This is a genomic window from Streptomyces sp. NPDC050806 (genome assembly GCF_055586425.1).
In genome coordinates this window covers 1117527-1137169 of sequence record NZ_JBVJIF010000001.1, presented here as the reverse complement: position 1 = coordinate 1137169, position 19643 = coordinate 1117527, and the positions used below count along the sequence as shown (strand labels likewise).

Annotated in this window: 17 protein-coding genes; 10 read left to right on the top strand and 7 right to left on the bottom strand. The window is 69.4% G+C overall.

Annotated elements, in window-relative coordinates; all coding sequences use genetic code 11:
• Positions 1-207 precede the first annotated feature (207 nt).
• The gene (locus ACZ6WH_RS05115) at positions 208-1731 is read left to right on the top strand and encodes a sulfatase-like hydrolase/transferase (RefSeq protein ID WP_469726082.1); all 1524 of its coding nucleotides are present in this window, start codon (positions 208-210) and stop codon (positions 1729-1731) included.
• A gap of 279 nt (positions 1732-2010) precedes the next feature.
• Here the strand turns inward: ACZ6WH_RS05115 and ACZ6WH_RS05110 are convergent, their stop codons facing one another.
• Genes ACZ6WH_RS05110 through ACZ6WH_RS05100 form a run of 3 tightly spaced genes read right to left on the bottom strand, consistent with a single transcriptional unit; the run spans position 2011 to position 4651 of the window.
• A complete protein-coding gene (locus ACZ6WH_RS05110; RefSeq protein WP_469726081.1) occupies positions 2011-3420 on the bottom strand; it encodes a sensor histidine kinase in 1410 nt (469 codons plus the stop codon).
• The gene (locus ACZ6WH_RS05105; protein ID WP_469726080.1) at positions 3417-4121 is read right to left on the bottom strand and encodes a response regulator transcription factor; all 705 of its coding nucleotides are present in this window, start codon (positions 4119-4121) and stop codon (positions 3417-3419) included. Before ACZ6WH_RS05105 ends, ACZ6WH_RS05110 begins: the two co-directional genes overlap by 4 nt.
• Positions 4118-4651 carry a polyprenyl synthetase family protein gene (locus ACZ6WH_RS05100; RefSeq protein ID WP_469726078.1) on the bottom strand — a complete coding sequence of 178 codons (534 nt, stop codon included), beginning with the start codon at positions 4649-4651 and terminating at the stop codon, positions 4118-4120. Before ACZ6WH_RS05100 ends, ACZ6WH_RS05105 begins: the two co-directional genes overlap by 4 nt.
• An 89-nt stretch (positions 4652-4740) precedes the next feature.
• Here ACZ6WH_RS05100 and ACZ6WH_RS05095 point away from each other — a divergent pair, with 89 nt between their 5' ends.
• From ACZ6WH_RS05095 to ACZ6WH_RS05075, 5 genes are all read left to right on the top strand, one after another.
• The gene (locus ACZ6WH_RS05095) at positions 4741-5148 is read left to right on the top strand and encodes a hypothetical protein (protein WP_469726077.1); all 408 of its coding nucleotides are present in this window, start codon (positions 4741-4743) and stop codon (positions 5146-5148) included.
• Positions 5149-5588: 440 nt separating this feature from the next.
• The gene (locus ACZ6WH_RS05090) at positions 5589-6161 is read left to right on the top strand and encodes a hypothetical protein (protein WP_469726075.1); all 573 of its coding nucleotides are present in this window, start codon (positions 5589-5591) and stop codon (positions 6159-6161) included.
• Positions 6162-6410: 249 nt separating this feature from the next.
• Complete coding sequence (locus ACZ6WH_RS05085) at positions 6411-7166, top strand: hypothetical protein (RefSeq protein WP_469726073.1); 756 nt, start codon at positions 6411-6413, stop codon at positions 7164-7166.
• 384 nt (positions 7167-7550) lie between these two features.
• Positions 7551-7868: an Imm49 family immunity protein gene (locus tag ACZ6WH_RS05080; protein ID WP_469726071.1), complete on the top strand. Its 318-nt coding sequence runs from the start codon at positions 7551-7553 to the stop codon at positions 7866-7868.
• Positions 7869-8500: 632 nt separating this feature from the next.
• Entirely contained in the window at positions 8501-9253 is a 753-nt protein-coding gene (locus ACZ6WH_RS05075) for an RNA polymerase sigma factor (protein WP_469726070.1), read from the top strand.
• Between the two features lie 162 nt (positions 9254-9415).
• On the opposite strand, the gene ACZ6WH_RS05070 is transcribed toward ACZ6WH_RS05075, so the two are convergent.
• Both ACZ6WH_RS05070 and ACZ6WH_RS05065 read right to left on the bottom strand, forming a co-directional pair.
• Positions 9416-10261, bottom strand: coding sequence for an NAD(P)H-binding protein (locus ACZ6WH_RS05070; protein WP_469726069.1), 846 nt, complete (start codon positions 10259-10261; stop codon positions 9416-9418).
• Positions 10262-10545: 284 nt separating this feature from the next.
• Complete coding sequence (locus ACZ6WH_RS05065; protein WP_469726067.1) at positions 10546-10902, bottom strand: MerR family transcriptional regulator; 357 nt, start codon at positions 10900-10902, stop codon at positions 10546-10548.
• Positions 10903-10971: 69 nt separating this feature from the next.
• Between ACZ6WH_RS05065 and ACZ6WH_RS05060 the strand changes: the two genes are divergently transcribed.
• The gene (locus ACZ6WH_RS05060; RefSeq protein WP_469726065.1) at positions 10972-12084 is read left to right on the top strand and encodes an alkene reductase; all 1113 of its coding nucleotides are present in this window, start codon (positions 10972-10974) and stop codon (positions 12082-12084) included.
• Between the two features lie 217 nt (positions 12085-12301).
• Here the strand turns inward: ACZ6WH_RS05060 and ACZ6WH_RS05055 are convergent, their stop codons facing one another.
• Positions 12302-15106: a helix-turn-helix transcriptional regulator gene (locus ACZ6WH_RS05055; protein ID WP_469726063.1), complete on the bottom strand. Its 2805-nt coding sequence runs from the start codon at positions 15104-15106 to the stop codon at positions 12302-12304.
• Between the two features lie 178 nt (positions 15107-15284).
• On the opposite strand from ACZ6WH_RS05055, the gene ACZ6WH_RS05050 reads away from it, so the two are divergent.
• Entirely contained in the window at positions 15285-16202 is a 918-nt protein-coding gene (locus tag ACZ6WH_RS05050; protein ID WP_469726062.1) for an MBL fold metallo-hydrolase, read from the top strand.
• A 22-nt stretch (positions 16203-16224) separates the two neighbouring features.
• A complete protein-coding gene (locus tag ACZ6WH_RS05045) occupies positions 16225-17715 on the top strand; it encodes a carboxylesterase/lipase family protein (protein WP_469726061.1) in 1491 nt (496 codons plus the stop codon).
• 218 nt (positions 17716-17933) lie between these two features.
• On the opposite strand, the gene ACZ6WH_RS05040 is transcribed toward ACZ6WH_RS05045, so the two are convergent.
• A complete protein-coding gene (locus tag ACZ6WH_RS05040) occupies positions 17934-18506 on the bottom strand; it encodes a TetR/AcrR family transcriptional regulator (protein WP_469726059.1) in 573 nt (190 codons plus the stop codon).
• A 64-nt stretch (positions 18507-18570) separates the two neighbouring features.
• Here ACZ6WH_RS05040 and ACZ6WH_RS05035 point away from each other — a divergent pair, with 64 nt between their 5' ends.
• A complete protein-coding gene (locus tag ACZ6WH_RS05035) occupies positions 18571-19542 on the top strand; it encodes an SDR family NAD(P)-dependent oxidoreductase (RefSeq protein ID WP_469726285.1) in 972 nt (323 codons plus the stop codon).
• Positions 19543-19643 lie beyond the last annotated feature (101 nt).

The following is a 19643-nucleotide window of genomic DNA, read 5'->3' as shown; positions in this document are numbered from 1 at the left end:
TTGCGTAGCCGGTGGGGCCGGTGGGACCGGTGTCCAGGCGGTCAAGGCAGGCGCGATGCACCGGCCTCGTGGGGACATGCGCGCGCGAACTGCCCTTCGACTCTGTTCCCACGCCTTGCACGCGCTGTTCACACGGTTTTCTCACCCTTGTGCAGCAGGGTCGGAGTATCAGGAGTCGTTCTGTCACGCCGCCCAGGAGGAGAATCGTTGACCATCGCAGGCGTTCGCAGAAAAGTATTGTTGTGGCTGGGCACGGTCGTCCTCACGGCCGGCCTGGTCGCGTGCAACAGCGAAGGCGGCGGGGCGAACACGGCCGCACAGAGCGGGAGCGCGCAGAGCACCTCTTCGTCCCAGCGCCCCAACATCGTGTGGGTGCTGACCGACGACCTCTCGTCGGACCTCGTGAATTACATGCCGCACGTGCAGGCCATGCAGAAGGACGGCTTGTCCTTCTCCAACTATACGGTGACGGACTCGCTGTGCTGTCCTTCGCGTTCGTCCATCTTCACGGGCAAGTTCCCGCACAACACGGGGGTTTTCACCAACACGCCGCCCGACGGCGGTTTCCAGACCTTTCACGACAAGGGCAACGAGGACAAGACCTTCGCCACCGCTCTTCAGCAGCAGGGCTATCGCACGGCGATGATGGGCAAGTACCTCAACGGCTATGAGCCGGACATGACCGTGAACGGCAAGAAGAACTACGTTCCTCCGGGCTGGAACGAGTGGGACGTGGCCGGCGCCGGCTACAAGGAATACGACTACACCCTCAACCAGAACGGCAGGACGGTCGACTACGGGCACGACCCGAAGGACTACCTGACCGACGTCGTGAGCGGGAAGGGCCAGGAATTCATCGAGAAATCGGTGCAGGACAAGAAGCCTTTCGCGCTCGACATCTCCACGTTCGCGCCGCACGGCCCGGCCACTCCGGCGCCGGAGGACGAGGGCAAGTTCAAGGACCTGAAGCTGCCGAGGCCGCCCGCCTTCGACAAGACGCCCGCGGACGCCCCGCAGTGGCTCAAGGACAAGAAGTCCCTCACGCCCCAACAGATCAAGCAGATCACCAAGACGTACCGCAAACGCGTCCGCGCCGTGCAGGCCGTCGATCGCATGATCGGTGACCTCCAGGAGAAGCTGAAGAAGGAGGGCGTCTACGACAACACCGTCTTCGCCTTCGCCTCCGACAACGGCTTCCACATGGGCCAGTACCGTCTGATGCCGGGCAAGCAGACCGCCTTCGACACGGACGTGAACGTGCCCCTGATCGTCACCGGGCCGGGGGTCGAGCACGGCACCACCACCGACGCCGTCGCGTCCAACATCGACATCTGCCCCACCCTCACCGAGCTGGGCGGCGGCAAGCCCGACCCGCAGTCCGACGGCCGCAGCCTGGTGCCCCTGCTGAAGGGGGAAACCCCGAAGGACTGGCCGCAGACCGCGCTGGTGGAGCATCACGGGCCCAACACCTCACCGCAGGATCCCGACAGGCCCCGCAAGGGCAGTGGCAATCCGCCCTCCTACGAGGCGCTGCGCACCGACCAGTACACGTATGTCCAGTACAAGGACGGCTCCCACGAGTACTACGACCGCAGCAAGGACCCGGACATGCTGCACAACACGTACGCGCAGCTGTCCTCGGACACCAGGACGCAGCTCACGTCGACGCTGAAGAAGCTACAGGAGTGCAAGGGTTCAGAGGAGTGCACCGACGCCGCGAAGACCGGCTGATCCGGTTCTGAGAGGCAGGCCTGCAGGGGGCTCCGTATCCGCGGAGCTCCCTGTTCGTGGTGGGGGGGGGGGACCGGTTCCCACGGTTCTCACACCCGGCACAGACCTGTGGGAACCCGGCGCCCGCAAGCTCTGCGGTATGGGCAGCCGGCCCGCGGGGACGGCCTGGCCGACGACGGCGGCCGCGCGCAGGTGCGCACCGCCTTCCGCACCACAACACCGACCCCCGGCGAAGGCCCTCGACCGTCCACGACACCACCACGCCCCTCTCCGAAGGCGTCAGGGCGCCGTCGGGAGCCGGACGGCGACGCAGGTCCCCTCCCCCGCCGCGCTGGCAAGGTCCACACTGCCGCCGTGCGCGTGTGCCACCGCCGCGACGATGGCCAGCCCCAGGCCACTGCCGTCGCCACTGTGCGCCGGGTCGCCACGGTAGAAGCGGTCGAAGACGCGCGGCAGCGCCTCGTCCGGGATGCCCGGGCCCTGGTCGGCGACCGTGAGCAGCACGTGCGACGCGGGCGAACCGGCGGTGCTCACCGTCACCTGCGCGGCTGTCCCGCACGGCGTGTGATTGCGTACGTTGGCCAGCAGGTTGTCGACCACGCGCCGCAGTTGCTCGGCATCACCGTGCACCATCGCGGCGCCCTCGGCTGCCACGGTCACGCGGCGGTGCGGGTCCATGACGCGGGCGGCGGACACCGCGTCGCGCACGATCACGGCCAGATCCACGGACGTCCGCCCGCGGGCCGGGGCGCTGTCCAGGCGAGCGAGCAACAGCAGGTCGTCGACGAGCCGTTGCATGCGCAGCGCCTCGGTGGTGATGCCGTGCATCACCCTCTCGCGTTGCTCGGGGGCGGCGAGAGCACCTTGATGGTGCAGATCCGCGTAGCCGAGTACCGCCGTGACAGGGGTGCGCAGTTCGTGCGAGGCGTCCGCGACGAAGCGGCGCAGCCGGTCCTGGGTGGTGCGCTCGACAGCGAGCATCGTGTTCAGGGCCAGCCCGAGCCGTCCGACTTCCGTGTCGTCGTCGGCCGGTGCGACCTGTCCGGCGCGGTCGCCGGACGCGATGGCGTCCGCGTCCCTGGCCATCGACTCCAGCGGGGCCAGGCCCCGGCGCAGGACCCACAGCCCCGCCCCCGCGAGCAGCGCCAGCACACCGCCGGTCGCCACGGCCTCGACGATGAGCACCTGCCGCAGTGTCCCCTGGACCTGGTCCAGTGGGGCGGCCGCGACCAAGGTTCCGCGGCCGGGGACCCGCTGCACCAGCAGCCGGAAGTCGGGGCCGCCCGGCGCCGACGGACCCACCGTGGCCGGTTCGGCGCCGCGAGCGCGGGACAGCGGGTCCGGCAGGCGCGGCGCGGCGTTGGCCGGGTCCCGCAGCTGGGGCACCAGGTCCCGCACGGTGCCGTCGGGGCGACGCAGCTGGAGATAGAACTCCGAGGCGCCCAGCAACCGGACGTCGTTGCCGAGCTTTCCGCCGGGCGCGGCCTGCTCCAGTTGCTGCGCCACGCGCTGGCGCACCGCGCGCAGGGTGACGTCGGTGCGGTGCATGAGATCGCGGCTCAGCGCCGCGTACACGACGGCGTCCAAGGCGATCAGGGCCACGGCGACGAGGGTGAGCAGGGTCAGCAGGAGTCGGCCGCGCAGCGAACGGGGGCGCGTCCAGCGGCGCGGGATTGCGGCCGGCTTCACGGGGTTCCCCGGTCGCGGAGGATGTAGCCGACGCCGCGCCGGGTCTCGATCAGGCCAGGGCCCGGCGCGTCGAGTTTGCGGCGCAGATAGGAGATGTAGGTCTTCAGCACCCCAGGGTCGCCCTCGCCGAAGTCCCATACGTGTTCCAGCAGTTGTTCGTGGGTCAGGACGCGGTTGCGGTTCCGCAGCAGGTGGTGCAGGAGCCGGTATTCGGTGGGCGAGAGTTCCACCAGCACGCCGGCCCGGCGTACCTCGTACGTCTCGGTGTTCATCTCCACGTCACCGCAGACCAGGAGCCGGGACTCGGTGCTGCTCTCACCCCGGCGCAGGACGGCCCGGACCCGGGCGGCGACCTCGGCCAGCCTGAAAGGCTTGGTGATGTAGTCATCAGCGCCCAGATCGAGGCCGCCCACGATGTCCTGCCCGCTCTCCCGCGCGGTCAGGAAGATCACCGGGGTTGCCGACCCGGCCTGGCGCAGTCGGCGTACGACCTCAAACCCGTCGATGTCGGGCAGCATGACGTCGAGCAGCACCAGGTGCGGGGCATGCTCGCGGACAGCCGCGAGGGCCGCCCGGCCGGTCGACGCCTGCGCCACCTCATACCCGAGGAACTGCAGCGAGGTGGCCAGGACGTCCAGGATGGCCGGCTCGTCCTCCACGACGAGCAGTCGAGTGCCGGGCGGGACCTCTGATGCGTTCATCCCCGCATCCTGGCATTGCTGCCTAGGGCCCGGGCAATGCGGTCACCTCTCTGCGCGCGCCTCATCGCCGGTGGCTGCCCAGCCGGCCTCGACGATGCCCCGGACAGACGTGACCGGGGGGCGGACACAGCGGGCTGAGGATCGCCTCTGCCATCAGGGGTCCGGTTCTGGCGAGCCCGAGGAGTGAGCAACGCATCGCCAGTCAGCAGCGCGGTCGGAATCCCGAACTCCACCCAGGCCGCCGGGCGGTACCGCCGAATGCGGTCGCCATCCATGATGTCGTCGTGCAGCAGGGTGAAGTTGTGCAGCAGCTCCACCGTGATGGCGCCCACTACTGCGTCGGCCTCGCCTCCCGCACCGGACAGCGCGCTGGTCAGCGTCAGGCCAACGCAGCAGTCCGGCTCGGGTGCGCCGGAAGCCACGCCGCAGAACGCGACGCGGAGGCACCGGTGGGCAGCGCTGCGGGACCGGAACAACTGGGCCACGCTCGTCGTGCTGCCGCTGGCGGGAGCCTTCGCGCTCTGGCACATTCCAGAGCGCGAGCGGGTGGCTCGCGGCCCAGGCCAATCCGCCTGGGCTGACGGCCTACGCCCGCTCCCCCAGACCCTGCGTGCCTGCTGTGCTTCCCATCACCCTGGAAACCAAGACGGACAAGACGGTCCTGGTGACGGGCATCGATGTCACCGTCGTGTCCAGCAAGGCGCCGCCACACAGTATGAAAGAGCCACCGACCGACTGCGGCGACACCGTGCACGACCCCGCATTCGACGTGAACCTCGCGCAGCATCCGGTCCCCGTCGTCCCCCGGGACAGGAAGCCCGCGCCTGACCGCACGGACTTCCCCTTCACGATCTCCCCTGACCGGCCAAAGCAGCTCACCCTCAGTGTCGACCCTGCGAAGCGGGACGTTCGCTTCAAGGTAAAGGTCGAATGGGTCGCCGACGGCGAGTACGGAAGCGTCACCCTGGATGCCCGCCAGGGCAGGACGCTCGAAGGATATGGGCCTGGCTTCCGTGCAGTCGGGTAGCGGGGGCTCCCGTACATCCCTGGGGATCGAGGTCCAGTGCATCCCCGGGAATCGAGGTGCGGCACAAGTCCGCCTCGACCCGACGCCCGACGCCCGACGCCCGACGAGTCGAACACCGGTCCTGCAAGTTGTCATCGTGGTGCTGGGGCAGGCCCGAGACTGCGCACCGCGACACGCTGGGCCTTCCTCGGGCGCAACCTCGTCCGAGGCCGAGAGCGGTCCGTTCGAACCCCTCGCTGATCAGCCTGGACTCCCACCCCGTACGCTCATCCGTCCACGGGCGAACAGAGACGGAGAGGGAGAGCATGGCGGGGGACACGAACATTCGCGGGCGCGCGGCAGGACGCGCGGCAGGAACCGACCGAGCGGCCAAGCCGACAAAGAACACGCCTCCCCGACTCCGTACCCGCCCCGTTCACTGGCTTGTGTTCAACGTCGCGTTGGTTGCGATCTCCGTGACCCTGGCGTGGCTCGGGCCGGTGGTGCCCCTGCCGGTCTGGCTGCGCGGCACGGGCATGCTCCTGTCCGCACTGCTGATCCCCCTGGCACTCATCCTGGTGCCGGTCTTCTGGCTCCGGCGCGTCCCTCGGAAGAAGCGGAAGGTGGCCTGGGAACTCACCATCACCGTCATCGCCGCAGTCGGACTCGCGTTCCTCACCTACGGGGCCGGCGACGAGCACGCCCTGCAGGAACGCGGTCAGTGGACCAAGGCCGTGGTGACCAAGGTCGAGGACCGCAAGAGCGACAAGTGCACCCTGCGCACCCGCGACGGCCACGAGATCTTCCCCTTGCTGGGAGAGAGCGACGGCTGCGATGCGGACCTGGTTGAGCCGGGCGATGCACTGACCGTGCTGTACGACCCCAAGGGCGCGGCCGGCCCGGCAGACGAAATGCCCTCCGGCTCCTACGCAGGGATCCTCGCCGCCCTGGCAGCCCTGATCATCGCAACGGGCACCTGTGGCTGCGTACGGATGAACCGGTGGGACAACGAGTACGACGGGGCCACCCCTTAGCCATTTCCATGCACTGGGCAAGCCGGTGCCGGGCATCGGCTTGCCCTGCACTCGGCTGCCGGGGCGAGTTCGCCACGTCCGGGTGGTCGGCGATCAAGAGGTCATTGCGCGGGGCTGTTCGCGGCGGCCCCGCGGGAAGAGAGGAGCAGTATGCAGAAGGACGGAACGTGGACTCGGACGGCGGCCCGGACTGCCACCGAGGCGGCGGCCACCGCCAGGGGACCCCGCCTAGCAGGGCGGCGAAAGGGCGTGCGGGGGCTGCGGATCGCAGCCGGCATCGTCGCCGGCACGGGCGCCCTGGGGCTGGTGATCGCCGCGTTCATCGCCGCCGATGATTCCCGCACCGCAGCTCTCCCCCTGTTCACCCGTCTCGTAGGCGAACGGCGAGCGATGGAGAGTTTCATACCCGCCTGGTACCTCATCGCCGTGCCACTCGCGGGCCTGCTGCAGAGCCCCGTCGCGATCCTGCGGCGGGCCCGTCTCGCACCCGGTTGGGCTCTGCTCGCCGGCTACTGGCTGTGGGGCGTGGCGATGACGCTGCTCGCCCGGGTATCGGCGGATCTCTTCCCGGCCGCGGGCTCACCCGGAAAGTCGGGCGGCATGCTGGGCGCGACGCTGATCGTCTCCCTGCTCATTCCGGCCGGACACGCCATCGGGGGCATGGTGTTCGTCTCCACCGGACCCGAGGACCCGCCGCTGCGCGAGCACGCCCGGCGGTGGATGCTGCAGGAGGCCCCGTGGTCAATTACCGGCGCGGGGATCCTGGCCGCCTACCCGCTGACCGCACTCGCGCCTCCGCAGGCCGAGCGCCTGGCGCAATTGAGCGGCTTCGTGTGGGGGCTGCTGCTGGGTCTCGCGATGGGTTTCTTGGCGCGCGCCGCCGCCGAGCGGGGGCCGTCCCGCGCGGCAGCCCGCGCCGGGAATGTACGTACGGCGACCCGCCTGGGCCTCGTGTCCGCCGGCATCGCGGTGCTCGTGCTCGGACTGTCCAACGTGATCGCCTGAGAGCGTCATCGCCTGAGAGACTGCCCTAAGTTTGAGGTCGGCCCGGAACGGCCGGGACCTGTCGGTGTCAGTGGCGGCTGCCAGGATGATGCTCATGACGATCATGGATGTGGCGAGACACCAGGTGAGCGAGCAGCGGGTCCAGGAGGCGCTGGAGGATGTCCGGGGACGGATCTTCAGCCGCTGGCACACGATCCGGTACGACTGCTACTCCGATGAGCAGCTGTCGGCGATGCGTGACGAACTTCTGGACCATCTGCCTACGCCGCCAAGCTGGAATCACCCACGAACCTGGGCGAGCTGGCCGAGATGGACACCCTGTGCGGTTAACTCACCTCGGCCCGGGGTTTCCTTCCCCGGGACCGGCCATCCACCACGCTGCGTATGCCGACCGCCGACGAACGCACCGAGGCGATACGGAAGTTGGACGCACTCGGCGACATGACATCCGACCAGCGACTGCTGCGCGTGCTCCTGGAGGACGACCAGTCGGCCTTCGAACAGGCTCTGGAACATCGTCTCCTCCAGCACCGACAGAACGCACCCGCCGACGCCGCGCCCCGCAGCCTGTTGCCGTACAAGACCATCGCCCTGGCCGCGCTGGCAGTCCAGGCCCACGGCTGGGACCTGCGCATCCGCTCCGCCTATCTGCCGCCGGCCTTGCTCCGTACCCCAGAAGGCGCGCCGCCGGTCAGCGGCTGACCGGCGCCATCAGCACAGTCGTCATTCCTGTGCCGCGACGGGGACCGGTGGGCGCCTCACGTCGGTCATGCCCATGGCCGAGGCCGCCCCATCGGTCATCGGTCATCGGTCCCACAACGATGACGAAGGGACGCTTGGTGGTGATCTGCCGTTCGATGACTCCCGGTCGGCGCGTCGGTGCCCGTCACCGAGTCGACCGGACGATTCCCACCGTCCGAGCCCGTAGGAGGGCATCACACCGCTTCAGCGGACTTCCGTGGTAGTGGCTTCGCTGCTGGGCATGGCAATGGCGACGGCGATGTCCAGGGATGTTGATCTGTTGCCCAGCTTGTTCTTGGGCGTGGTGGCGGCGCCGGTGGGTCTGTCACACCGCTGCGGGACCGCACCACCACGCCGAAGGTGGCCCACTCCCCCAAGGAAATCGGCGAGAGCAAGACGATCAGCGCCCGGAAGCAGACAACGGAGAAAGCCGGCGCCAAGGCCAGTACCGCCGGCGCGGCCCGCAAGTCACCGACGAGGTGCAGTATCAGTGGCCCGCGGTGTGGCACGGGTCACGGGAACTCCTCGGTCCGTCCGGAGAGGTAGGTGGTGTGAGATGTGATGAACAGGATGGACAGGGAGATCGGGAGCGCATGCGCGCACGGATCCGTGCGGGCGACCACGAGGCGTTCGCAACGCTCTACGAGGAACACGCGCGGGAGGTCTACAACCACGCCTACCGGCTGTCGGGCGACTGGTCGACGGCCGAGGAGGTGTTGTCCGAGACTTTCCTGGCGGCCTGGCGTACCCGTCACACCGTCGAGCCGGAGGGCGACTCGCTGCGGCCCTGGTTGCTCGGAATCGCCACCAACAAGGCACGCAACGCCCACCGCGGCATCGCGCGGCGCCTGGCCTTCCTGGCCCGCCGCCCCGCCCCGGAACTGGTGGCGGACATCGCGGATGCCACGGTCGGGCGCGTCGACGACACACGGCGGCTCACCGCGGTCCGGCAGGCGCTGGGCGGACTCCGCCGCCAGGAACGCGAGGTGCTGGCCCTCTGCGTCTGGTCCGGGCTGAACTACGCCGAGACCGCGGAGGCCCTGGACATCCCGGTGGGCACCGTACGGTCACGGCTCTCCCGTGCCCGTACCCGGCTGCGCAGGCTCACCGACGAGGGGCGAAGGAGGTGCTGTGGGGCCCTCGGGGCCATTCCCAGTCGCCGTCGACCGCCGGGGCGTCCCATTCCCACAGCCCGGTCTCGTCGGCGTACCAGGCATTCCGCAGCCGCGACAGCCGGTCGATGGGCGGGGGCCTCCCCCAGCCATGACCAGTCCGCGATCAGTACATTGATGTCCAGCCCCGTAGCCAAGAGACTACGGATGCCGGGCGCCGCGCGAAGACATTAACGGTTCGCTTTGATGCGGCGGAGCATGGCTGACAGGAGCTGCCGCGGAAGGGGGACCGGATGTACTCGCGCCGTGCTGTCGGGGTCGTCCGGCGAATGGGCAGATGGATGCCTCATTTCGAAGACTTTCGGGCCGCGACTCGGTCCGGGACGCTGAGCAAACCTAGCGGAATTCGTCTGCGTGCTCTTCCACCCATGAGCGGAACGTGCGCGCCGGTGCTCCGGTGATCTCTTCCACCGTGCAAGTGATCAAGTCCGATTCGGCCCGCGTCTCAGCGCTGGCCAACAGGGCTTCGACGAGAGCGAGGGGCCTGCCGTCGGCGAGCATCTGCTGTCGGGCGACCTGTACCGGGACCCTCTCGAAGCGTGCCGGGCGGCCAATCCCTCCCCCGATCACCTGTACCTGCTCGGCTCTGCTCAGTACCTGAGGGCCGGTCAGGACGTGTTTCACGCCTGCATGCCCGTCATCGATCAGCGCGCGTACCGCCACGGCCGCGATATCGCGCTCGTGGATCACCGCCGTGGCGGCGATGTCGGGACCGCGAACGACGTGGGTGGTGCGGATCTGCTCGGCCCACCCTCGCGCGTTGGAGGCGATGGTGTTCGCCCGCAGGATGGTCCACTCCAGGCCGGATGTTTCGATCAAGCGCTCCATGTCGGCGTGGAGCTGATTGATCGGATCGGTCTGCGGTTCGGCGTCCTCGTTCACGCCTGACGATGAGAGATATACGACGCGGCGGGCATGCCGTGCGATCGCCTCCAGCGCGGCGGGAGCGTCCTTGGTCGTAAGGAAGGGCCAGATCAGGAACACCGTGTCGCTCCCGGCCAGTGCCGCCTCCAGCGTGTCCGACTCGGACAGGTCTCCGCGTACGACCTTGACTCCCTTCGGTAGCCCGGCCGTTTCAGGGTCACGCGCCAACGCACGCACAGCCGTGCCTGTGGTCAGGAGCTCACCAACAACCTCTCGTCCCACATTGCCGGTTGCGCCCGTCACGAGAATTTCACTCATGATGAGGTCAGCTTCGGCGGTGCTGGAGGTATTCCGTCCTGCCGGGCTCGAACGCTCGAAGGTAGGGGCCTTTCGGAGCCGGTCACTCCTACGCGCAGTGGAGCCCGAGCTGGGTCAGATGGACGAGCTGTGCGGGCTTGCCGTTTCGACAGACGTTCCCAACGGGAGCCCGACCCCGGCCGAACTGGTGTCATCCGCGTTCGCCGTGGGGTGTGGGTTCTGCTCCCACAGGCGGGCCGAGCAGCGCCCGTACTCACCGGCCGGCGGACCGTACCCCCTTCTCGTCAGCCCGCTGCTGTGGCGATGACCTCGTCCAGTACCTCGCGTGTGTAGAGCAGGTCTTTGATGGAGCGGTCGACCCGGTCGCGCTCTGCCGTCAGCTGCTCGACCAGCCACGGCGTGGCCGTCTGCGCCGGGCCCCCGTCGTGGTCTCGCATGCAGGGCAGGAGCGTTGCGATTTTCTCGCTGCAGAGTCCGGCGGCCAGTAGCTGCTGGATGAGGATCACTCGGTCTACCACTGCCTCCGGGTACTCCCGGTGCCCTCCGGCCGTGCGCTCCGAGGCCAGCATGCACTTCTGCTCGTAGTAGCGCAGGGAGCGTACGCTCACGCCCGTACGCCGGGACAGTTCACCGATCTTCATGGCTTTCCCCAGCCCCTCACCAGATCAAGGGTTGAACCTGACATCAGTGTCAGATCCTATGGTTCCCGCATGACGAACACAGCCCCTTCTCCTCTGCTCACCCCCTACTCCTCAAGCAGCCTCTCCCTCCCCAACCGTCTCGTCATGGCCCCCATGACCCGCTTCCGCGCGCACGAGGACGGAACACCGCTCCCGGTCGTCGCGGAGTACTACGCGCAGCGCGCGGACGCCGGCCTTCTGATCACCGAGGGCATCTGGCCGCACCGCCGTGGGCAGAGCGGTTGGCGCATCCCGGGGCTGGAGACCGAGGCCCATATAGCCGGCTGGCGTGTGGTGACCGAGGCCGTGCACGCGCGCGGCGGCCGCATCTTCGCGCAGCTCATGCACGGCGGTCGCCAGGGACACCCGCGCTCGCGACTGCTCGGCGACCTCCCGGCCGGCCCCTCCCCGGTACCGGTTCCCGGCCCCGTGCACGTCAAGGACGGCAAGGCCGAGGCACCCATACCGCGCGAGATGACGGCACAGGACATCCGCACCGCGATCGACGATCACGTCAGCGCCGCGCGCAACGCGCTATGGGCAGGCTTCGACGGCGTCGAGCTCCACGGCGCGAACAGCTATCTCATGCACCAGTTCCTCGCCGACAACACCAACCGCCGCGACGATGAGTACGGGCGCGACAGGACGCGGTTCGCCGTCGAACTGGTCACCGCAGTGGCTGAGGCCATCGGAGCACACCGGCTCGGGCTTCGGCTCTCTCCCGGCAACCCGCAGTTCGGGATGGTCGAGCACGCCCCGGCCCCCGTCTACCGTGCGCTCATCGAGGCGCTGAACCCGCTCGGTATGGCGTACCTCCATCTCACCGACGACGACCAGTACCCGGCCCTCGCAGACCTGCGCCCCCGGTGGAACGGCACCCTCATCGCCAACGTCGGCGAAAACCACGCCCCCACCACCCAGCAACAGGGAGAACACGTGCTCGTACGCGGTCACGCGGACCTGGTGTCCTACGGGCGCGCCTTTCTCACCCACCCCGACCTGCCTGCACGCATCGCCGTCAACGATCCGCTCGCCACACCGATCGACACCGAGCACCTCTACACCCACGGCGCACAGGGCTACACCGACTACCCCACACTTGCCCAACAGCGCGCGAAGCAGCTTGCCGCCCGCGCGGCATAGGCACGCTGGCTGCCACCGGCCGGCCCGACAGCAGGCGTCCTGCGCCGGCATGGGCACAGGCACAGCACTCCGGCCGTGCCGTTCCTTCAGGATCTGCGCGACCAGCGGCAGCAGCCAGTTGACCATCAGACCGTTGACCATCAGCCTGTTCACGGTGCCCTTGGACCCGCTTCACCACTTCCGGAGCAGCTCCCTGATCGCGGCCACGGCTCGTTCGTCAGCCGCCCGGTAGCGCAGGGGTCCGGGCGGCCGTCGCGAGGGTGCCCTCGATCAGATCGCGCAGCTGGGAGCGGGCGGTGATGCCCAGTTTGGGGAAGCTGCGGTAGAGGTGCGAGCTGACCGTGCGCGGGGAGAGGAAGAGTTTTTCGCCGATCTCCCGATTGGTCAGCCCGCGGGCGGCGAGCCGGATGATCTGTTGCTGTTGCGGGGAGAGCTCGGCGAGCGCGTCGGGGGCCGCATCTGTGACGTCGAGGCCGGCGGCGCGCGATTCGGCCCGAGCGCGCTCGATCCATGGGCGTGCGCCCAGGCGCCGGAAGGCCTCCAGGGCCTCGGTGAGCGGCCCGCGCGCCTCGGCGATGCGCCGACGGCGCCGCAGCCACTCGGCGAGGTCGAGCAGGGTCTGGGCACGTTCGAAGGGCCAGTACTCCAGTGCCGGGTCCGCCAGAGCCGCCCGGAAGTGCGGTTCGGCGTCGTCGGGGTCCGCCAGCAGGCCACGGGCTCGGTCGATCAGCGCACGCAGGCGAGGTGAAGCGTTGTCCGCCAGCGCGGAGGCCGAGCGCTCGACGATCGCGGCAGCCTCCTCGCGGCGGCCGCAGCGCACAGCGGCGGCGGCCAGGTCCGCGAGGGCCGGGTAGGCGGCGTGGTAGTGCACGGGCGCGCCGTCGGCCGTGAAGGCCATGCGAAGTTGGTCGTACGCGGTCCCGTAGGCGCCTTCGGCGGCTGCCGCGGCGGCGAGCGCACGATGGGCGTAGACGGAGACCGAGCGGCTTTCCAGCGGATCGATCAGTGCGAGCGCGTCCTCGGCCCGGGTTCGGGCCGAGGACGCATCGCCTCGGAGGGCCAGCACGGTGGCGTCCACGGTGGCCGCGCAGGCCACGGCGTGGTCGAGGCCGGCCGCCCGGCCGACAGCGGTGGTGCGGGCGCAGGCCTCACGGGCCTGTTCCCACCTTCCTCGCTCCACGTAGGCCCAGGCCACTGCGCCGCCCAGGCCCTCGGGCAGTGATCCCTGCAGCTCCCAGCGGTCGAATGCCTGGTCGAAGAGGTGAACGGCTTGCGGGGTCTCGTCCAGGAGCCACGCCATGATCCCGACGGTGGTGAGCCGCTCCGGCCGGGCTTCCGCCTCGGCGGCCCACTGCGGAAGCAGGCGGACGAGTTCGGCCCGGTCCTCGAAGGGGTCCGAGACGGCCCTCACCCAGGTGCGCAGGCCTGCGTGTGAGGCGTTCTCGGGAAGGCTCCGCAGGATGTCCTGGACGCGGTGGCGCTGGGTGTCCTCTCCCGAGTAGAAGCGGACCACGGCGGCGCCGGCCAGGAGGTCCAGCCCCGCGGCGGGCTGGGCGGCTGCCAACTGCTCGGCGGCGTCGGCCAGTCGGGAGAAGATCACGGTGTGACGCTCCGTCAGGACCGCCAGCCGTCCGGCCTGTACGGCAGCGGAGGCCAGCAGGGTCGCGTCATCCGTACGCGCGCGTACCGCGGCGACCAGTTCCTCGACCCAGGCGATGTCTCCGGTGAATACGGCTGCCGCGGCGGCTCCGACCAGCAGCCGGGCGCCGTCCTCGCGTCGCGGCGCGAGTTCCGCGGCGCGCTGCAGGGCCTGGGCCGCCGCCGCATGGCCGCCGCGGCGGCGGGCCCGGTCGGCGGTCCTCTCCAGTTCCGCCGACACAGCCGCGTCCGGATGCGGGCAGACGGCGGCAAGATGCCAGGCACGCCGGTCCGGTTCGTCCCGCAGCATCTCGGCGAGCGCGAGGTGCGCCTCGCGCTGAGCACCCTCGGACGCGGCGTGATACACGGCGGACCGGACCAGTGGGTGGCGGAACCGGACGTCCCGGCCGGTCCGCCGGACCAGCCCGGCCCGCTCGGCGGGCGGCCAAACTGCGTTCTCGGCGCGCGGCAGCCCGGCCGAGACGGCGATCGCGGAGTCTGCACTGTCCATGGCGGCCAGGAGCAGCAGCGCCCGCGTGGTGGAGGCGGGGAGGCTGTTCAGGCGGGCGGTGAAGATCCGCTCCAGGCGATCGGTGAGCGGGATCGGGCCCGCGGACGGCAGCCTCGCGGCCGTGTCGTGCGCTGAGGCTGTCCTCGCCAGTTCCACCAGTGCCAGCGGGTTGCCGCCAGCCTGGTCGAGGAGCCGCTTCCTCGTGTGGCCAGTGGGACGCTGCGGCTGCAGATCCAGCAGCTGATGGGCCGCAGTGTTGTCGAGCGGTCCCAGGGTGAGTGTCGGCACATGACGGTCGAATCCCGGAAGGTGATCGCCGCCACGGGCCCCGATCAGCATCGTGACCCGTTCGCCTTCCAACCGTCTGGCAACGAAGGACAACGCATCCAGGGAAGCACGATCGAACCACTGCGCGTCGTCCAGCACCACGACCACGGGCTGGTGGTCTCCCAGGCCTGACAACAGGCTCAGGACGGCAACGCCGACCAGCATGAGGTCGGGCCTCACCGTGGCCGACCCCGCGCCGAAGGCGTCGCGCAGCGCAGCGCGCTGCTTCCCCGGCAGCCCGTCCACCTCGGCCGGCACCGGCCGCAGCAGTTGGTGCAGTGCGGAGAATGCCAGGCTCGACTCGGATTCGCTCCCCTCGGCACGCAGTACGCGAGCACCGCCGGCTTCAGCCCGGCGCACCGCGTGCTCCAGTAGCGCGCTCTTCCCCGTGCCCACGTCACCGATCAGCGTCAGCACCGGGTCGGCAGACTCCGAGTCCACCGTACGAAAGAGGCGTGCCAGTTCCGCGTCCCGGCCGACGATCGACTCCCCCGGCCCCGGCTCCGGCCCTGTGACCGCGCCGCGGTCGCCTGTGTGCTCGTCCACGGAGTCTCCCGGAATTGCCGCTTTCGGTCGGAGTCGCCTTGCCCTGGCCCATCCAGGCTACAAGCGACCGGGCCCGGTGCCTGGGCTGTGCGCACAGGTGCAGTCACGTTACGGATACCGCGCGCGCCGAGGCCGCTCGTACGGTTCAGGAAAAGCTGCGAATTCCCAAGGAAGCCCCATGGAACAGATCACGCTCGGCAACGTCACCATCACACGGGTATGGGAGTATTTTGGTTCCGTCGAAATGACGCCCGATACCTTCTTCCCCGAAAGTCCGAAGGAAGTGTGGAACGGTGGCGGCCCCTCCTGGCTGACCCCGCATTTCCTCGATTCCGAGACCAATATCGTCAATTCCGCGATCCAGACCTGGCTGCTGCGCAGCGGAGGCAGGACCATCCTGGTCGACACCGGCGTGGGCAACCACAAGGACCGCCCGTACGCGCCGGTCTGGAACCGTCTCGAAACAGGATTCCTGGCCAATCTCGCGCGCGCCGGCGTCGCACCCGAGGACGTGGACATCGTGATCAACACGCATCTCCATATCGATCACGTCGGCTGGAACACCTACCTGGACGGCCGGCAATGGATGCCCACTTTCCCCAACGCCACCTATCTGATGCCAAAGGATGACTTCGACTTCTGGAATCCCGAGAACGGCCACAAGCCACTGCTCGGCCGCGGCAACCAGAACGTCTTCGAGGACAGCGTGGCTCCGGTGCACCGGGCCGGCCAGACACTGCTGTGGGAGAACAACCACCAGATCGACGCCGACCTGCGCCTGGACGCGGCTCCCGGACACACTCCCGGTTCCTCCGTCCTGACCCTCACCTCGGGGACGGACCGCGCGGTGTTCGTCGGCGATCTGCTGCACAGCCCCGTGCAGATCCTTGAGCCCGACGCCAACAGCTGCTTCTGCGAGGACCCCGCGGGCGCCCGCGCCACCCGCCGCAAGGTGCTGGGCTGGGCGGCCGACAACAACGCACTCGTGATCCCCGCGCACCTGGGCGGCTACGGCGCCGCCGAAGTGGAACGCCGGGGAGACAAGTTCACCATCAAGGGCTGGGCCCCCTTCGCCCCGTACACCGAGCAGGCCTGAGCCCTGCGGAAAGACACGAGACATGAGCCACCACCCCGACCCCACCGTGACCACGGCGCAGGGAGCCGTCCGCGGCCTGCACCAGGGCGACACCACCGCCTTCCTGAACATCCCCTACGCCGCCCCGCCCCGCGGCGCCGGCCGGTTCGAGCCGCCGCGGCCGCACGAACCGTGGGACGGCGTACGGGACGCCACCGTGCCGGGGCCGAACGCACCGCAGTCCGAGCGCAAGCTCGGCGGCGTGGACATGGCCCCCTACTTCGGCACCGGCTGGAGCCGCGGCGAGGACTACCTCACCGCCAACGTCTGGACGCCCGCCGCCTCTGGCGGCGACCTGCCCGTCATGGTGTTCGTCCACGGCGGCGGATTCGTCGCCGGATCGACGCGGTCCGCGCTGTACGACGGCTCCGCCTTCGCCCGCAACAGCGTCGTCCTCGTCACCCTCAACTACCGGCTCGGCATCGCCGGGTTCCTCGACATCCCCGGCGCGCCCGCCAACCGCGGCCTGCTGGACGTCATCGCCGCACTGGGCTGGGTGCGGGAGAACATCGCCGCTTTCGGTGGTGACCCGCACAACGTCACCCTCTTCGGGCAGTCGGCCGGGGCGACCATCGTCGGCGGCGTCCTCGTCGCCCCCGCAGCCGCGGGTCTCTTCCGCCGGGCAATCGTCCAGAGCGGCAGCGGCCTGGGGGCGTTCACCACCGAGCAGGCCGCCCGCGTCACTCGGGCGGCGGCCGAGGGCCTGGGCATAGAACCCCGCGTCGACGCCTTCGCGGAGATCTCCGACGAGCGCCTGGTCGAGGCCGCCTCCCGGCTCGCGGGCATCGACCTGCGTACCGAGACCCACTACGACCCGCTGATCGGGCTCAGCCCCTTCAATCTGGTCCTCGACACCCAGCCCGCCGCGTCTGTCGCCGCCGGCCTCGGCGCCGACATCGACCTGCTCATCGGGACCAACACCGAGGAAGGAAACCTCTACCTGGTCCCTGTGGGCAACTACGCCACCTCGACCGCCGGGGACGTCGATGACGTGGCGGCGCGCTCGCATCCGGATCCGGCGCAACTCGTCCAGACGTACCGGAAGACACGCCCCGAGGCGTCCTCCGGCGAGCTGCGCTCCGCCCTCATGGGCGACGCACTGTTCGGCGCGGGCAGCTGGGCCCTGGCCGATGCACATGCCGCCCACCCCGAATCGGCCACCTATGCCTACGAGTTCGCCTGGCGCTCCCACGCCCTGGACGGAGAGCTCGGCGCCACCCACGCGGTCGAGCTGCCCTTCGTCTTCAAGCTCGCGCACCTCCCCCAACTGCACGGAGATACCGGCTTGCTCGGCCCCGACAAGCCCCCCACGGAACTCGCCGCCCTCATGCACGCCGCTTGGGTCCGGTTCGCCAGGACCGGCAACCCCGGCTGGGCCCCGTACGACGACCAGCGCAGGGCCACAATGCGCATCGACGGCGAATGGACCCAGGTCGACGACCCCCGCAGCCAGGAACGCCAGGCCTGGCGCTGACCCTCACGATCAGGAACCGCGCCGCACACACCTTCACGATGAGTGGTGAGCGCCGGCCAGGACACTCGTTGCCCCTTCGCGGCGCATCTCCCCGAGGACGCACCGAACGACCACTGCTGTCCGACCTTGTGTGGTCTGCCGGGTCTGCCTCGACGGGGTGCGCGCGCCCAGCCCGTCGCCGTCCGCGGCCGCGGTCTTCAAGGAGGCCGGGAGCGTTGTCAGCGCATCAGAAGATCGATGGCGACCTTCAGCCGGTCGAGGTAGAACTCGCGTGATGCGGCCTGATGCTTGAGGCCGATCGATGCGCTGATCATCGTTTGCGCGACGGCGGAGGCCGTCTCTGCTCCCGACTCGGCGGCGATCGCGCCTGTGATCAGTTCCTCGAAACGTCGCGGCATGGTCTCGACGGTCTCTCCGAGGAGGTCGGGGTTGTCCTCGATGACCGCCGTGACGTCGCGCGCCAGGGGGCCGATGTAGCGGCCCGCCCACTGGTCGAACGCTTCGACAAGGCGCTGCGGAAGGGGGCGGTCGGTCTCGGCCAGGACGTGTTCGACCGCCGTGATGTCCCGTTCCAAGGCCTGGGTGACCGCGGCACGGAACAGGTTCTCCTTCGAGGAAAAGAGGAAGTAGAGCCCGGGCCGGGAGATGCGCGCCGCTCGCGCCACCTCCTCCATCGAGGTCTTCCGGTAACCGAATCGCGCGAACGTCACCATGGCGGAGTCCAGAACCATGGTCCGGCGATCGGTCTCGGCAACTGTCGACGACGGGCCGCCGGCATCGAGTCTGCTCATGACGCGAGCATACGAGCGCGAAAGCACACTATACAAATACCGTTCAGTTCGTATAGTCGGTGTCGTGAACACTCACAACCTCATCTCGACGCCCTTCACCGCCTCCAGCACCGCGGACGAGGTGCTGCGGGGCGCCGACCTCACCGGCCTCCGCGCGATCGTGACGGGGGCCTCTTCCGGCCTCGGGATCGAGACGGCTCGGGTGCTGGCTTCCGCCGGGGCAGAGGTGACGCTCGCCGTCCGCAACACGACCGCGGGGGACGCCGTCGCCGAGACGATCGAAAGGTCGACCGCACGCATCCGTCCCCGCGTCCTCCGGCTCGACCTGGCCGACAGGGCCACGATCACAGGGTTCGTCGACGCGTGGAGTGGTCCGCTTCACTTGCTGATCAACAACGCGGGCGTGGTCACCAGTGGCCTCGAACGCACGCCGGAGGACTGGGAGCTGCAGTTTGCGACCAACCATCTGGGTCACTTCGCCCTGGCCACCGGCCTTCACGACGCCCTGGCCCGGGGAGCGGCCGACCGCGGCGAGGCACGGATCGTCGCGGTCAGTTCGACGGCGCACATGCGTTCCGGCATCGACTTCGACGACCTCCACTTCGACCGTCGCGACTACGTCCCGCAGATCGCCTATTCGCAGTCCAAGACGGCGAACTCGCTCTTCGCCGTCGAAGCGACCCGCCTCTGGGCCTCCGACGGCATCGTCGCCAATGCGGTGAACCCCGGCGGTATCAAGACGGGACTGCAGCGGAACTTCACACCGGAGCAGAAGGAGTCGCTCGACGCGGCAGAGGCCGCCGGAGTCTTCACGTACAAAACGGTCGAGCAGGGGGCTGCCACCAGTATCGTCGCGGCCGTCGCCCCCGAATTCGCTCACTCAGGAGGCCACTACCTGGACGATTCGCAAGAGGCCTACACCGTGCCGAACGACGCCGACCTCGCGCAGCACCCACACGGCGTCAAGGAATGGGCACTCGACCCCGACACCGCCCAGCGCCTCTGGACCGTTTCGACGGACCTCCTCCGCATCTGAGCCGGAGAACCTCAAGGCGCTGGAGAAGGTCGCCTCTCGACGCCGCACCGCAGCAATCACGTCTGGAGCCAGCAGCAACAGGGCGGCAGCAGGGTGGGCGG